Genomic DNA, 14,880 nt, shown 5'->3' with positions numbered 1-14,880 from the left:
GCGCGAACGGCGCCTATTCTCCGCATGGGGATGAATGCGGCGTGGAGATCAGCCATTGCCTGAACCAGAGCTTGCCCGCCGCCCCTCGCGCCGATTGGCGCTGGCCCTGACGGCCGGAGGCGCGGTGATGCTGGGGTGGCCGGCCAAGGCCCAGACCCCGTCGCCCCCGCCACTGGACGAAACAGCGCGCCTTCTCGAAAACCTGCTGACGCGCATGGCCGTCAAGGTGAAGGTCGGCAGCCTCCGCGATCCGCTGTTCGTCATAGATACGGGCGCGGAACGCACCGCGATTTCGGATCGATTGGCCGCCGAACTCGACCTGGCGCCCGCATCCCCGGTTCTGGTCCATGGCATCACGGCGGCGGAGATGACGCAGACGGTCGCCCTGCCTCGTCTGGACTTCTCCGGGCGACGCTTCGCCAATATGACGCCGCCGGTGTTTCCCCATGAGGTTCTGGGCGCGGACGGACTTCTGGGCCTGGACGTGTTGTCGCGTTTTCGGCTGACGCTGGATCTCAGACGGCGTCGGGTCATGATGGCGCCGTCCGGCCCCGACGTGGTGGAGCGCGGCATCGCCTTTGGTCGCGCCAGCCGAGTCCGCAACGACATCACCGATACCCGCCGCGCCCGCTTCGGCCAGTTGATTCTGACCAGCGTTCAGGTCGACGGCGTTGATGCGGTCGCCTTCGTCGACAGCGGCGCACAATACTCCATCGCCAATACGGCCTTGATGCGGTCCATCGACGCCCGGATCGGGCGCGCTGCGCGTCAGTCGATCCGGGTCTATGGCGTCATCGGCCAGTCGCTGATGGTCGATTCCGGGGCGGTATCCAGTCTGCGGCTGGCGCGGCGGGACATGGGGCCCACCCCGCTGTTGTTCGGCGACCTGCACGCCTTTCGGGTGCTGGGATTAGTAGAGCGGCCAGCCTTGCTGCTGGGCGCCGACATCCTGACCCGGTTCAGCCGCATCACCCTGGACTATGGTCAGTCGCGGATCGCGTTCGGCGGCCTGATCCGCCGCCCGACCCCGCTCACGCCTCCGACAGGGGTCAGATCGCCTTGACCGCCCCGCCGTCGACGCGGATCAGCGAGCCGGTGACATAGCCCGCCAGCGGACTGGCCAGGAAGGCGGCGACGGCGCCGAACTCCTCGGTCGTGCCGATGCGGCCGGCCGGGATGGACTTGACCGATTCGGCGCGCGCCTCGGCGGGCTCGACCCCGGTGGCGGCGGCGCGAGCGGCGTCCAGACGCTCAATGCGCGGAGTGTCGATGCGGCCCGGCAGCAGGGTGTTGACCGTCACGCCATTGGCCGCGACCTCGCCCGCCAGCGTCTTGGCCCAGGCCGCCACCGAGGCCCGCAGGGTGTTGGACACGCCCAAGGTGCCCACCGGCTCGATCACGGTGATGGAGGCGACGTTGAGAATGCGCCCCCAGCCCATGGCCCGCATCCCCGGCAGCACCCGGTCGGTCAAACGGAAGACCGACAGCACCATGGACTCGAAATGATCGCGCCAGACCGACGGCTCCAGCCCGTTGACGCCCGACGGCGGCGGCCCGCCGGTATTGTTCAGCAGAATCTCGATCGGTCCGCCCAGAGCCGCCTCGGCCCCGTCCACCGCCTTCAGCAGTCCCTCATGGTCGGCCAGATCGGCGGGCGCGATCACCGCCCTGCCCGGCCCCATGGCGTTCAGTTCGTCGGCCACGGCCTGAAGTTTCGCGGCATCGCGCGACAACAGGGCCACATGCACGCCCTCAGCCACGAGCGCCGTCGCCACGGCCCGCCCCAGGCCACTGGAGCCGCCGCAGATCAGGGCGCGCTTGCCGGAGAGTTTCAGGTCCATGTCGGTATCCAATGTGGCGAGAAGATCGAGGCTGCACATGGTCATACACGCGGCGGATTACGAGGCCGACCTCGACCTTCGGCGCACTGTCCTTGACGGAGGTGCGCAGGGCTGAAGAAATCGGTCGCGCGACAACGTTCGCTGAAGCATTGTTCGCGGGCAACCGGATCGCAAAGGGGAGAGTCCCGTGTTCGCCATCATATTGGGCGCAGTCCTTGCCGGCCTCGCGATGCCGCAGGCCGCTTCGCCGCTCGACGGCCTCGTCGACGCCCAGAACGAAGCCTACGTCTTCCAGCGGCCCAATCCCGGCATCCATTTTTCGCCAACCGCCGGCGCGCGTTACGGGATGCAGCAGGGCTGTGTTCCGCACGTCATGACGGGGCGTCCAGCACGGGAATTCTTCCAGACCGCCGCGATCTCGCGCGGCCCCAAGGTGGACGGTCAGCACACCGTCACCAACGCCGTCACCTTGAAGGAAGAGGCCAATGACGCGTGCACCCTCATCGTGACGCGCGGCGATCCGGATGAACTGCGCGCAGAGATGCTGACCGTTTTCACGGAGGCCGGGGCTGTGAGCGAGGTCAGAAGCGACTCAGGGCCAGGTTCAAGCGATTCCAACGGCAGCTTCAGGCAGGAACTGCACTGTTTGACCCTGAACGGAAGGCCGCTTTTTCTGCTGATGTCGTCGTCCACCGCACGGAACCGGCCGCGGTTGATGGTTAGCCTGGGGCCTGATCCCAACGGCGCCTGCCGAACGCGTTGAGACCGTAGAGTCATCCCATCCCCCAACGAAAACGGCGCGCCCCTTGCGAAGCGCGCCGTGATGCGTTCGGACTGACGGCCGAAGCTTAGGCCTGCATGGCCCAGCCTTCGACGGCCATGGCCGCCTGGCGGACGGCCTCCGAGCGGGTCGGGTGCGAGTGGCAGGTGCGGGCGATGTCTTCCGACGAACCGCCGAAGGCCATGGTCATGCAGGCCTCGCCGATCAGCTCACCGGCTTGCGGGCCATAGATGTGGACGCCCAGGACCTTGTCGGTCGTCGCGTCGGCCAGGACCTTCACGAAGCCCTCGGTCTCGTGATTGATCTTGGCGCGGCTGTTGGCGGCGAAGGGGAACTTGCCCTTCTTGAAGGCGACGCCCGCGGCCTTCAGCTGCTCTTCGTTCTTGCCGACCCAGGCGACTTCCGGGCCAGTGTAGATGACGCTGGGGACCAGGTCGTAGTCGACGTGACCGGCCTTGCCCGCGATGGTCTCGATGACCGCCACGGCGTCTTCCTCGGCCTTGTGCGCCAGCATCGGGCCATAGGTGACGTCGCCGATGACCCAGACGCCGGGCGCCGTGGTCTTGAAGTGGTCGTTGGGGATAACGCCGCGCTTGTCGGTCTCGATGCCGACCGTCTCCAGGCCCAGACCGGCGGTGTAGGGACGACGGCCGATGGCCACCAGAACCACGTCGCCCTTCAGGGTTTCGGCGGCGCCGCCGGCCGAAGGTTCGATCGTCAGCTCGACGCCGTCCTTGGTCGAGGTCGCGGCGGTCACCTTGGTGCCCATGCGGAAGGTCATGCCCTGCTTGGTCAGGCCGCGCTGGAAGGCCGTGGCCACCTCGGCGTCCATGCCGGCGCCGACCTTGTCGAGGAACTCGACCACGGTCACCTGGGCGCCCAGACGACGCCAGACCGAACCCAGCTCCAGGCCGATCACGCCTGCGCCGACGACGATCAGGTGCTTGGGCACCTTGGGCAGGAAGAGGGCGCCGGTCGAGTCGATGACCTTGCCGTCCTCGAAGGCGACGCCCGGCAGCGGGGTCGGCTCTGAGCCGGTGGCGATGATGATGTTCTTGGCGTCATAGGTCGTCTTCGAGCCATCAGCGGCCTCGACCTCGACCTTGCCCTGGCCGGCGATGCGGCCGCGGCCCTTCAGCCAGTCGACCTTGTTCTTCTTGAACAGGAACTCGATGCCCTTGGTCAGGGCGCCGACGCTGTCGTCCTTGGCCTTGTGCATCTGGCCCAGGTTCAGCTTGGGCTTCACCTCGATGCCTATGCCGGCGAATTCGGTGTTGGCGGCCTCATACAGCTCCGAGGCGTGCAGCAGGGCCTTGGACGGCATGCAGCCGACGTTCAGGCAGGTGCCGCCCAGGGTGTCGCGCATTTCGACGACGGCGACCTTGAGGTCCAGCTGGCCGGCGCGAATGGCGGCGTTGTAGCCGCCCGGCCCGCCGCCGATGATCACCACGTCGTAGGTCTGGGGAGCGGCGTCGGCCATGGAATTCCTCTGATCGGTCTGGCGCTGGGAGAAGGCGGCGCGGACACTAGCGCCGACCCCGGCGGGGTCAACCGCCACGGTCCATATAGGCCGGGATTGCGCCGGGGGCCATGCCGACGAAAGCCAAACGCGAACGTCAAAGGGCCGGGCGTCGCCGCCCGGCCCTCCGCGGATCGTTGATCCGGGCGATCAGTACTTGAAGCGCACGCCGACGAAGGCGTTGTAGCCGAACTTCTCGTACTCGTAGGTCCGTTCGCGCGAGCCGTAGTATTTGACCCCAGCCGAGTCGGTCAGGTTCTTGGCTTCGCCGAACACCTCGAAACCATTGCCGAAGTCGTAGCTGGCGGTGAAGTCCAGTTGCTCGCGGCCCTCGACATAGAGGTCCAGGTCGGCGTTGTCGGCGTTGATCTCTTCCAGGTAGTCGCTGCGCTTGGTGTAGGACAGGCGAGCCGAGAAGCCGGCCATCTCGTAGAACAGGGCCGCGTTGTAGTTGGTCTCGGACTGACCCGGCAGGTCGAAGGTGTTGCGCCCGCCGTAGTTCTGGCCCGTCTTGATCTCGGCGTCCGTGACCGTGAAGTTGGCGAAGACGCCGAAGCCCGACATCCAGCCCGGCAGGAAGCCGAACTTCTGCTGCCAGTTCAGCTCCAGACCCATCAGGTGGCCTTCCGGCGCATTGATCGGCGTCGAGAAGTCGGCGTCGACGTAGGTCACGCCGCCGATGGTGACGTCCTGCTGATAGTTCAGCACATAGCGGTAGTCGGTCAGGTCCTTGTAGAAGGCGTTGGCCGAGACCACGCCCAGCGAGGCGAAGTAGTATTCCAGACCGAAATCGACATTGTTCGACAGCGTCGGCTGCAGGTCGGGGTTGCCGACCTCGAAGCTGGCGCTCAGCTCGGTGCCGTCCACCTCCTCGACCCGACGCGGAACGATCTGGTTGAACTCGGGACGCGAGATCGAGCGCGTCAGGGCGAAGCGACCGATCAGGTTGTCGTTGAAGGCGTGGCGGACGGTCAGGTTGGGGAAGAAGTCGGTGTCGTCGCGGCTGACGTTCGCCGTCGCATAGACCTCGTTCTCGTCCTCATCGATCGAATAGGTCGGGGCCGAGCCGTCGAACTTGGTCTGCTCGACGCGCAGGCCGACGGTGATGTTGGTGGCGCCGACGTCGAAGCGCGCCTGACCGTAACCGGCCAGGATGTCTTCCTGGGCCGTGTAGTCCGCCGTCAGCGAGTCGGGCATGCGGCGCGGCGACGCCCCCTTGGCGGCGGCCAGATAGGCGTCGACCAGACCCTTGTCGTACTGCGTGCCCAGTTGATAGCCGAAGTTGCGCCCCTGGGTGTCGCCCAACAGCGAGGCCAGGGTTCCGGGATTGGCCGAGGAGGCGCGGTCACGCTGGCGTTCCTCGTCCGCATCGACGTCGCGGGTGGCGTATTTCAGGCCGAACTTCCAGTCGACTTCGCGGCCGGCGAACTGGCTCGGAATCTCGAGGTTGGTGCGGAAGGCGACGTCTTCCTGCTGGGTCGTGTTCGAGCGGAAGGTGTTCTCGCGGAACGAGAAGTTGCCCGGCGTGGCGAAGAAGCCGGTCGCCGTGTCGCCGAAGATCGGATTGCCCGCCGCATAGAAGTAGGTCGGGGCGTAGTGGTCGCGCGTGTCGTAGCTGAGCGTCGTCGACGTGGAGCGATAGACCAGCTCGTCGCGGTGGGGATAGGTCTGTTCGCTGTCGGCCCAGGACAGGTCGGCGTCCCAGATCATGCCGTTGTCGAAGGTGTGCTCGCCGCCCAGCACCAGGGTCGTGATCTGGTTGTTCTGGGTGCGGTGACGCAGGCCGCGGTAGATACGCGCGCCGGTGTAGGTGGCGGTCGTGTCAGTGGCGCCGGCCTGGAGCGCCCCGTCGGCGTAGCCGAGGATCAGGGTGTTGCGATACTCGTTGTCCTCAAAGTCGGCGTAGGAGCCGCGGACATACAGTCGCGTCTGGTCCGTGGGGCGCCATTCCAGGGCGCCGGTCAGGGCCTGACGGGTGCGCTGGGTCTCATACTGCTTGAACAGCGTCTCTTCGATCACATAGGAGCTGCCGCCCTCGACCCAGGCGTTCTCGATGTTCTCGGGACGGCGGTTGGTCTCGGAGTAGCTGAGCGACAGCAGGGCGCCGAAAGTCTGGTTCTCGCCGAAGACGTTCGAGACCGTGGCGGCGGCGCGCGTGTCGTTGCCGCCGTAGTCGTTGTAGCTGCCGCCGGCGTAGCCGCTGAAGGCCAGGCGGCGGGTGTCGAAGGGCGAGCGCGTGCGGATATTGACGGCGCCGGCGATGGAATCGGCGTCCTGGCTCGGCAGCAGGGTCTTGGAGACCTCGATGTTCGAGACGATGTCGCTGGGCAGGGTGTCCAGATCGACCGCGCGCGTGCCCGGATCAACCGCAGGCACGGCCACGCCGTCCACCGAGACGGCGGTGAAGGCCGACGGCGCGCCACGCACGTTGATGTAGCGGCCTTCGCCCTGGTCGCGCTGGATGGCGATGCCGGGGACGCGCTGCAGGGACTCGGCGACGTTCGGGTCGGGGTAACGGCCGATCGCATCCGCCGACAGGACGTTGATGGTGCCGTCGGCGTTCTTCTGCTGGTTCAGCGAACGAGCGACGCTGTCCGTGATGACGCCCGTCACCACGACGTCCGCCACCGTGGTCACGTCGCCGCCGCCCATCGTCACGGTGATCGCGGTCAGGCGACCCGGCGTGGCGACGACCGTCTGGCTGGCCGATGGCAGGCCGATGTAGCGAACGTCCAGCTCGATCTGGCCCGAGACGCCGTTCAGGATGAACTCGCCCTGGGTGTTGCTGACCACCCGACGGCCCGTGCCGCGCTCGACGATCTCGGCGCCCGGCAGGGGCGCGCCGTCGGCGTTGACCACGCGGCCGATCACGCCGTCGCCGGCCGGTTCGATCACAGCGCTGGGCGCGACGTCGGCGGCCTGGGCGGCCATGGCGAAGGTCAGGGGCAGCAAGGCCGCGCCCACCAGAAGTCGAATTTTCATGTCAGTCATCCCCGTTCGCCGGAATCGCCTCGCGCTCCGGTCCATGGCGGCGCTGGCTAACGGCGTGCGACGACGCGGCCGCGACGGTTTGACGAAAAGGAATCTGCGAACGGACCACAGGGACGCGACATTCCATCCCGAAACGGAACGTCTGTCGTCATGCTGAAATCAGACTTTCACGCCATTGTCCGAGGCGGAATGCGAAACGGGGCCCGATCTTGCGATCGGGCCCCGTTTTCCCAGTCTCGACTGGAGCGGGCGAAGAGATTCGAACTCTCGACCCCAACCTTGGCAAGGTTGTGCTCTACCACTGAGCTACGCCCGCATTCCCGTGGGAGCGATGTGCTGCTCCCCGTCGAGGAGGGGCGTATAGCGGACCTTCTTCGGCTCGCGCAACCCCCTTTTTGGTTTTTCCTTCAATCCACCACGCTTTTTCGAATAGCCCTGCAATTTCAAGCAAAACGGCCCTCGCAACACTTCTGGAGAGAAGGTTGCGAGGGCCGCTGAAAACAACTTCCACGGATCAATCCCGCGGGCCGCCTCCCCTCAGACGGCCAGCCGCTACGCAGGACGGACCAGAGCCGTCGACGTCTCGCCTAGCGCGGCGCCAGGCGAATGGCGCCGTCCAGACGGATGCACTCGCCGTTGATGTAGACGTTCTCGGCCAGATGCAGGGCCAGGGCCGCATAGTCGGCCGGGGTGCCCAGGCGGCTGGGGAAGGGAATGGCGGCGGCCAGGCTGTCCTGAACCTTCTGGTCCATGCCGGCCATCATCGGCGTCCACATGATGCCGGGCAGGATGGTGTTCACCCGCACCCCCTCCTGGGCCAGATCGCGCGCGACCGGCAGGGTCATGGCGTAGACGCCGCCCTTGGACGCCGAATAGGCCGCCTGGCCGATCTGACCGTCCTGGGCCGCGACGCTGGCGGTGTTGACGATCAGGCCACGCTCGCCATCGGCCATCGGCTCGGCCTGAACCATGCCCAGGGCCGACTGCGACAGGACGCGGAAGGTGCCGAACAGGTTGATCGTGACGGTGCGCTCGAACGAGGCCATGTCGTGCGAGCGGACCTCGCCGGTGTCGCGCTTGCGGCTGACGGTCTTCTGGCCCGTGGCGATGCCGGCGCAGTTGACGGTCAGGCGCTCCTGGCCGTGGGCGGCGCGGGCCTTGATGAAGCCGGCGGCGACGCTTTCGTCCGAGGTCACGTCCACCTTGCAGAAGACGCCGCCGATTTCCTGGGCGATCACCTCGCCACGCTCCTCGTTCAGGTCGAACAGGGCGACCTTGACGCCCCTGGCCGCCAGCGCGCGCGCCGTGCCCTCGCCCAGGCCCGAGGCTCCGCCCGTCACCACCGCCGCAATCGAACCGTCGAGTTTCATGAAGATCGTCCCTATATTCTGGTGAACCGAGTGTCTGCGCGAGGATTTAGCGGCCATGACCGCCAAAGCCAAACCGGCGTCGTCAGCCGACTCCATGGCCGACGCCATCGATCCTGAGAAGGCCCTGGTCCCCACGGTGCAGAGGGTCAATGAAATGCGTGTCAGAAAGGGCTTCTGGCCCAAACTGCGCAGCACGGCCTCTCGCATCCCCTTCGCGGGTCAGGCCCTGGCCGCCTGGTACGCGACCCAGGATCCGCAGACTCCGATGGCGGCCAAGGGGGTCATGCTGGGCGCGCTGGCCTATTTCGTCATGCCGGTCGACGCCATTCCCGACATCTTCGCCGGCATCGGCTTCACCGACGACGCCGCCGTGATCGCGGCCGTCCTGGCGACGCTCGGCGCCCACGTGAAACGCAGGCACCATGAACAGGCCGAGACGGCGCTGAAGCGCGTCCGCGACGAGGCGAACTAGGTCAGCGCCTGCGAGCGCCACCAGCCGATGATGGAATAGCGCGGCGCGGGCGCAAACGGCGCGACGACCGAGACGGCGTGGGACTGGGGCACCTTGAAGACGTTCAGCGCGCCAAAGGCCGGGATCATGCTTTCGGTCACCTCGCCTGTCTCATCCAGAAACTGCAGATGACCGCCCCACTCCGCCCGCCAGCGGGGCGAGAGATTCAGCACATAGGCGTAAAGGCGCCCCGAGGCCTCATTGGCGTCGGTATGCCGGTTCAGAAAATGCCCCGACAAATAACGGGTCGCCTGACCGTCAGCGGAGACGATGCGGTCGTCGCCGGTCAGGCGGCGCGCGAACGCCAGATAGGCCTCGCTGTTGAACAGCTCGACAGCCGCCTTGAGCAGAGGCGGCGTGTGGCTGGCCTCGTCACCCGTCGTGTGGATCAACAACCGGTCAAAGAGAAACTGAAGCCCCTTGGCGGCGCCGGCGTGGATGCGATCCAGCGCCGCCTGTCGATCCTCATCCGATTGAGCGTCGAACCCGGCGGCGGACACGTCAACGCCGAACGGATTGTGGAAGGCCCGCGCCCAGTCATGGATCGGGTCCGCCATCTCGTCATGCAGCCGTCCGGCCCCTTCGCCCAACAGACCCGGCACGCGCGTACGGCCGGTACGCGCCAGCCGTTCGGCGGCGACCGCGAATTCGACCTCGTCGACCGCAAGGTTCAGACCGTCGCTCATCCCTCGGTCACCACGACGATCTTGCCCAGGGCCTGACGATCGCCCAGCGCCTTGATCGCTTCGTGCGCGTCTTCCAGGGGATAGGTGCGGCTGACGCGCGGCTTGATCTTGCCGTCCTTCCACAGCTGCATCAGCTCGGCCATGTTGGCCGCGTGCGCCTTGGGATCGCGCGCCACCGCCGCGCCCCAGAAGACCCCGATCACCGACACCGACTTCAGCAGGGTCAGGTTCAGCGGCAGGGACGGGATGCCCGCCGGGAAACCGACCACCAGATAGCGCCCGTTCCAGTCCATGGCGCGCAATGCCGGCTCGGCGTAGTCGCCGCCGACCGCGTCATAGACCACGTCGGCGCCGTCGCGGCCCGTGGCCAGCTTCAACTCGCCCGACAGCGATTTCTGCGCCGCCTTGTCCATCGGACCTGACGGATAGATCAGGCCGTTGTCGGCCCCCAGCTCAAGCGCGAACTCCACCTTGTCGTTAGTCGAGGCCGCGGCGACGACGCGCGCGCCCATGGCCTTGCCCAGTTCGACCGCGGCAGCGCCCACGCCCCCGGCGGCGCCCAGCACCAGCAGGGTCTCGCCCGGCTGCAGCTTCGCCCGGTCCTTCAGGGCGTAGTAGCTGGTGCCGTAGGTCATGGTCAGGGCGGCGGCCTCCTCGAAGCTCATGCCGTCGGGCATGGGGATCAGGCTGGAGGCCGGGACCGCCAGACGCTCGACTAGACCGCCCCAGCCCGGCACGGCGATGACCCGATCGCCCTTGAACACGCCCTTGACGCCCTCGCCCACCGCGTCGACCACACCCGCCACCTCGGCGCCCGGCGAGAAGGGGCGCTCGGGCCTGAACTGATACCTGTCCTCGATGATCAGGGTGTCGGGGTAGTTGATGCCGACGGCCTTGATCTCGATCACCACCTCGCCCGGCTTGGGCGTGGGGTCCATGACCTCCTCGACGACGAGAGCTTCAGGGCCGCCGACGGCCTTGGACAGGACTGCGCGCATGCTGGTTTCTTTCGTGATCCCCCGTCGGGCCATGGCGCCGACACGATTGCGACGCTAATCAGCGCGCGGCCCGATGCAAAGAGGCCGAACAGACTTTCAGGAGACGACCATGGCGCGAACCGCCCTCATCCTCCACGGCGGCGCCGGCGCCCGGCGCGAGCGCAACTACGACGCCGAGGTCGTGCACATGCGCGAAGTGGTCGAGGCGATGAAGGCGCGGCTGGACGCCGGAGCCTCCGCTGTGGACGTCGCCGTCGAGGCGGTGATCATGCTCGAAGACTCCGGCCTCTACGTCGCGGGCCGCGGCGCCTCGCCCAACCTGGCCGGGGCCTATGAGCTGGACGCCAGCCTGATGGACGGCGCCTCGGGCAAGGCCGGGGCCGTCGCCGCCCTGCAGGGCTTCCGCAACCCGGTCGTCGCCGCCCGCGCCGTGATGGACCGCACGCCCCATGTCATGCTGGCCGGCGAAGGCGCCGCCCTGTTCGCCCATGATCAGGCCCTGGAGCCGATCGGAGACGAGGAGGCCTGGTTCACCCGGGCCGGTCAGGGCGAGGACAACCACCCGCCGGGCACGCTCAGCCATGGCACCGTCGGCTGCTGCGTACTGGACAGCCAGGGCCGCCTCGCCGCCGCCACCTCGACGGCCGGCGTCTTCGGCAAGATGCCGGGCCGCGTCGGCGACACCCCCATTCCCGCCGCCGGGACCTGGGCTGACGACCACGCCGCCGTCTCCTGCACCGGCCAGGGCGAGTACTTCATCCGCGTCGCCGCCGCCGCTCGCACAGCCTTCGGCGTGGCCGCCGGTCAGTCGCTGGCCGAGGCCTCGCAGGCGACCATCGACCGCATCGGCGGTCTGGGCGGCGACGGCGGCCTGATCGCCCTGGACCGCGACGGCAACATCGTCGCCCCCTTCAACAGTCAGGGCATGAAGCGCGCCTGGCTGACCACCGACGGCGAGGTCGGGGTCGAGGTGTTCGGGCGCTAAACGCCTCCCTCTCATCCGCTCATCCCGCGGAGGCGGGGATGAGCGGGGCATGTAGGGCCCGCTCACTTCATTACAGCACCGTAAGGTGCGCGGCAGGTTTCGGCCCTGATAGGGTCCGGCCGACCTGCCCCCGGCGCGGCCGGCGGGCGACCGGAACCTGACGCCCATGAAGACCCGCCTGATCCTGACCGCCTGCGCCTCGGCCCTGCTGCTGGGCCTGCCCGCCGCAGCCATCGCCGAGGGATCGCCGCCTGCGACCGCGACCACCGCCGCACAGGGCGGCGTCGCCGTGCCGCCGCTGGGCTTCCAGAAACGCGTCCTGGCCAACGGGATGGAGGTCTACACCGCTCGCGACGCCTCGACCTCGAACGTCACGGTCCAGGTCTGGTATCGCGTGGGCTCCAAGGACGATCCGGCCGGCCGTTCGGGCTTCGCCCACCTGTTCGAGCACCTGCTGTTCAAGGCGACGAAGAACATGCCGTCCGAGACCTTCGACCGTCTGACCGAAGACGTCGGCGGCATGAACAACGCCTTCACCGCCGACGACGTCACCGCCTACTACGAGGTGGTTCCCGCCAACCACCTGCAGCGCATCCTCTTCGCCGAGGCTGACCGCATGGGTTCGCTGGTGGTCGATGAAGCCACCTTCGTCTCCGAGCGCGACGTGGTGAAGGAGGAATACCGCCAGCGGATCCTCGCCAGCCCCTATGGCCGCCTGTTCGGCCTATTCACGCCCGAGACCATCTATCAGGACCATCCCTATCGCCGTCCGGGCATCGGCTCGATCGAGGAGTTGAACGCCTCGACCCTGGACGACGTCCTGCGCTTCCACGCCACCTACTACCGGCCCGACAACGCCATGCTGATCGTGGCCGGCAACTTCGATCAGGCCCAGCTGGACGCCTGGGTGAACGAGTATTTCGCCCCGCTGAAGCGCCCGGCCGCGCCCATGCCGGTCAATGATGTGAAAGAGCCCGAGCCGACCGGCCCGCGCACCGCCACCTACTACGCGCCCAACGTGCCCCTGCCGGCCGTGGTCCTGGCCTGGAACACCGTGGCCTATCGCGACGCCGACCGCGCCGCCCTGACCGTGCTGGACGGGGTGCTGTCCACCGGCGAGTCCAGCCGCCTCTATCGCTCGCTGGTCTATGATCAACAGATCGCCGCCTCGATCGGCTCCAGCCCCGACTTCGCCCAGCAGGCCGGCAACCTGACGGCCTACGCCATCATGGCCGACGGCCAGACGGTCGAGGCCGGCAAGACCGCCCTGGAGGCCGAGATCGCCCGCCTGCGCGATGCGCCGATCACCGCCGCCGAACTGAGCGAGGCCAAGAACGAGCTGGTCGCCAACGCCCTGCGCGGCCGCGAGAGCATCGACGACCGCGCCACCACCCTCGGCATGGCCCTGATCATGACCGGCGACGCCACCGCCGCCGACCGCGAGATCGCCGAGATCCAGGCCGTCACCGCCGCCGACGTGCAGCGCGTGGCCCGTCGCTATCTGACGCCGCAGCGCCAGATCACCATCAACTACCAGCCTGCCGACGACGAGCATCCGGCCAGCGTGCAGAAGATGAACGTCGACGCCCCCGTCACCGTGGCCGAACTGGCCCCGGCCGGTCCCATCGCCGTCCTGCTGCCGGAAGCCGAGCGCGCCCGCCTGCCCCAGCCCGGCGCCGAGGTGGCCCCGACCACCCCCGCCGTGGCCGACTTCCGCCTGGACAACGGCATGCGAGTGCTGGTCGCCCCGACCGAGGGCCTGCCGCTGGTTTCGGCCCGTCTGAACTTCAACGCCGGTTCGGCCAATGATCCCGCGGGCAAGCCGGGCGTCGCCTCCATGACCGCCGGTCTGCTGACCCAGGGCACGACGTCGAAATCAGCGCCCGAGATCGCCACCGCCATCGAGCAGCTGGGCGCCAGTATCGGCGCGGGCTCCGGCGCCGACTTCACCAATGTCTACGCCAATGCCCCCAAAGACGTCTTCGGCCGCTCGCTGAGCCTGATGGCCGATCTGGTGCGTAATCCGGCCTTCGCCGCCGAAGAGCTGGAGCGCCAGCAGGCGCAGACCCTGGACGGCCTGCGCGTCGCCCTCAGCCAGCCCGGCTCCATCGCGGCCCAGTCGGTCGGCCGCGTCATCTATGGCGACGCCCCCTATGGCGCGCCCGGCGGGGGAACCCTGACCAGCATCCCGGCCATCACCCGCGACGACGTGGCCGCCTTCCACGCCGCCCGCTATCGCCCGTCGCAGGCCACGATCGTCTTCTCGGGCGCCGTGACTGCAGCCGAGGCCCGCGAACTGGCCCAGGCCGCCTTCGGCGACTGGCGTGATCCGTCGTCGGCAGCCCCTGCGCCCGTCGCCAAGGCGGGCCAGACCCTGCCCACCCGCGTCGTCGTCATCGACCAGCCGGGCGCGGGTCAGGCCGCCGTCATCGCCGCCATCCGCGGCGTTAGCCGCACCGACGCCGACTACTTCCCGCTGACCCTGGGCAACACCCTGCTGGGCGGCGGCTTCTCGTCGCGCCTCAATCAGGAAATCCGCATCAAGCGCGGCCTGTCCTACGGCGCCCGTTCGTCGGTGGGCGCCCAGCAGGACGTCGGCGTCTTCACCGCCTCGACCCAGACCAAGAACGAAACGGCGACCGAGGTGGCCGACCTGATCCTGGCCGAGGTCGGCAAGCTGGGGACGGCGCCCGCCGCCGAGGCCGAACTGGCCCCCCGCCGCGCCGCGCTGATTGGCGGCTTCGGCCGCTCGCTGGAGACGGTGGACGGTCTGGGTGGCCTCGTCGCCAACCTGGCCCTCTACGACCTGCCGATGAGCGACCTGGCCGACTACGCCGGACGCGTCCGCTCGGTCACCCCGCAACAGGTCGAGGCCGCCTTCGCCGAACACCTGCCCACGGATCAGGCCAGCCTGGTCATCGTCGGCGATGCGTCCAAATTCATCGACGCCCTGCGGGCCAAATACCCGAACGTCGAGGTCATCCCGCTGACCGACCTGAACCTGAACAGCGCAACGCTGAGATAGGGTGCCTCTATCCTCCCCTGTCGCCTCGCGACGGGGGAGGGGGACCGCGTAGCGTGGAGGGGGCGAACCTTCTCTCCGCGCTTGCCCTCCGCGCTTGATCGAACAAGGCCGACAGGCCCGAGCCGCCCCCTCCACCATGATGCGTATGGTTCCCTCCCCCGCTTCGCAGGGAA

At 68.0% G+C, this 14,880-nt stretch carries 11 protein-coding genes and 1 tRNA gene; 5 read left to right on the top strand and 7 right to left on the bottom strand.

Annotated elements, in window-relative coordinates; translation table 11 throughout:
* Positions 1 to 55 precede the first annotated feature (55 nt).
* A complete protein-coding gene (locus B4A39_RS08295; protein WP_292035303.1) occupies positions 56 to 1,063 on the top strand; it encodes an aspartyl protease family protein in 1,008 nt (335 codons plus the stop codon).
* On the opposite strand, the gene B4A39_RS08290 is transcribed toward B4A39_RS08295, so the two are convergent.
* The gene (locus B4A39_RS08290; RefSeq protein WP_292035302.1) at positions 1,050 to 1,841 is read right to left on the bottom strand and encodes an SDR family oxidoreductase; all 792 of its coding nucleotides are present in this window, start codon (positions 1,839 to 1,841) and stop codon (positions 1,050 to 1,052) included. The two genes, B4A39_RS08295 and B4A39_RS08290, sit on opposite strands and share 14 nt — an antisense overlap.
* Positions 1,842 to 2,028: 187 nt before the next feature.
* Between B4A39_RS08290 and B4A39_RS08285 the strand changes: the two genes are divergently transcribed.
* Complete coding sequence (locus B4A39_RS08285) at positions 2,029 to 2,604, top strand: hypothetical protein (protein WP_292035298.1); 576 nt, start codon at positions 2,029 to 2,031, stop codon at positions 2,602 to 2,604.
* An 85-nt stretch (positions 2,605 to 2,689) separates the two neighbouring features.
* On the opposite strand, the gene lpdA is transcribed toward B4A39_RS08285, so the two are convergent.
* From lpdA to B4A39_RS08265, 4 genes are all read right to left on the bottom strand, one after another.
* Positions 2,690 to 4,102, bottom strand: coding sequence for a dihydrolipoyl dehydrogenase (gene lpdA, locus B4A39_RS08280; protein ID WP_292035296.1), 1,413 nt, complete (start codon positions 4,100 to 4,102; stop codon positions 2,690 to 2,692).
* A 189-nt stretch (positions 4,103 to 4,291) separates the two neighbouring features.
* Entirely contained in the window at positions 4,292 to 7,123 is a 2,832-nt protein-coding gene (locus tag B4A39_RS08275) for a TonB-dependent receptor (protein WP_292035294.1), read from the bottom strand.
* 250 nt (positions 7,124 to 7,373) lie between these two features.
* Positions 7,374 to 7,448: transfer RNA gene (locus tag B4A39_RS08270), tRNA-Gly, on the bottom strand.
* Between the two features lie 271 nt (positions 7,449 to 7,719).
* Positions 7,720 to 8,502, bottom strand: a complete 783-nt coding sequence (locus B4A39_RS08265; protein WP_292035292.1) for an SDR family oxidoreductase — start codon at positions 8,500 to 8,502, stop codon at positions 7,720 to 7,722.
* A gap of 55 nt (positions 8,503 to 8,557) precedes the next feature.
* Between B4A39_RS08265 and B4A39_RS08260 the strand changes: the two genes are divergently transcribed.
* On the top strand, positions 8,558 to 8,974 hold the full coding sequence (locus tag B4A39_RS08260) for a YkvA family protein (RefSeq protein WP_292035287.1): 417 nt from the start codon (positions 8,558 to 8,560) through the stop codon (positions 8,972 to 8,974).
* Here B4A39_RS08260 and B4A39_RS08255 read toward each other — a convergent pair.
* Positions 8,971 to 9,699, bottom strand: a complete 729-nt coding sequence (locus tag B4A39_RS08255) for a 2OG-Fe(II) oxygenase (protein ID WP_292035284.1) — start codon at positions 9,697 to 9,699, stop codon at positions 8,971 to 8,973. The two genes, B4A39_RS08260 and B4A39_RS08255, sit on opposite strands and share 4 nt — an antisense overlap.
* The gene (locus B4A39_RS08250) at positions 9,696 to 10,697 is read right to left on the bottom strand and encodes an NADPH:quinone oxidoreductase family protein (RefSeq protein ID WP_292035281.1); all 1,002 of its coding nucleotides are present in this window, start codon (positions 10,695 to 10,697) and stop codon (positions 9,696 to 9,698) included. Before B4A39_RS08250 ends, B4A39_RS08255 begins: the two co-directional genes overlap by 4 nt.
* 109 nt (positions 10,698 to 10,806) lie before the next feature.
* Here B4A39_RS08250 and B4A39_RS08245 point away from each other — a divergent pair, with 109 nt between their 5' ends.
* Positions 10,807 to 11,682, top strand: coding sequence for an isoaspartyl peptidase/L-asparaginase family protein (locus tag B4A39_RS08245; protein WP_292035278.1), 876 nt, complete (start codon positions 10,807 to 10,809; stop codon positions 11,680 to 11,682).
* A 166-nt stretch (positions 11,683 to 11,848) separates the two neighbouring features.
* On the top strand, positions 11,849 to 14,707 hold the full coding sequence (locus tag B4A39_RS08240) for a M16 family metallopeptidase (RefSeq protein WP_292035277.1): 2,859 nt from the start codon (positions 11,849 to 11,851) through the stop codon (positions 14,705 to 14,707).
* Positions 14,708 to 14,880: the final 173 nt, after the last annotated feature.

This window comes from Brevundimonas sp. UBA4553, from assembly GCF_002387245.1.
In the GTDB taxonomy this organism is placed as follows: domain Bacteria; phylum Pseudomonadota; class Alphaproteobacteria; order Caulobacterales; family Caulobacteraceae; genus Brevundimonas.
The sequence above is the reverse complement of the archived record's forward strand: the minus strand, read 5'-3'. Positions and strand labels throughout refer to the sequence as shown.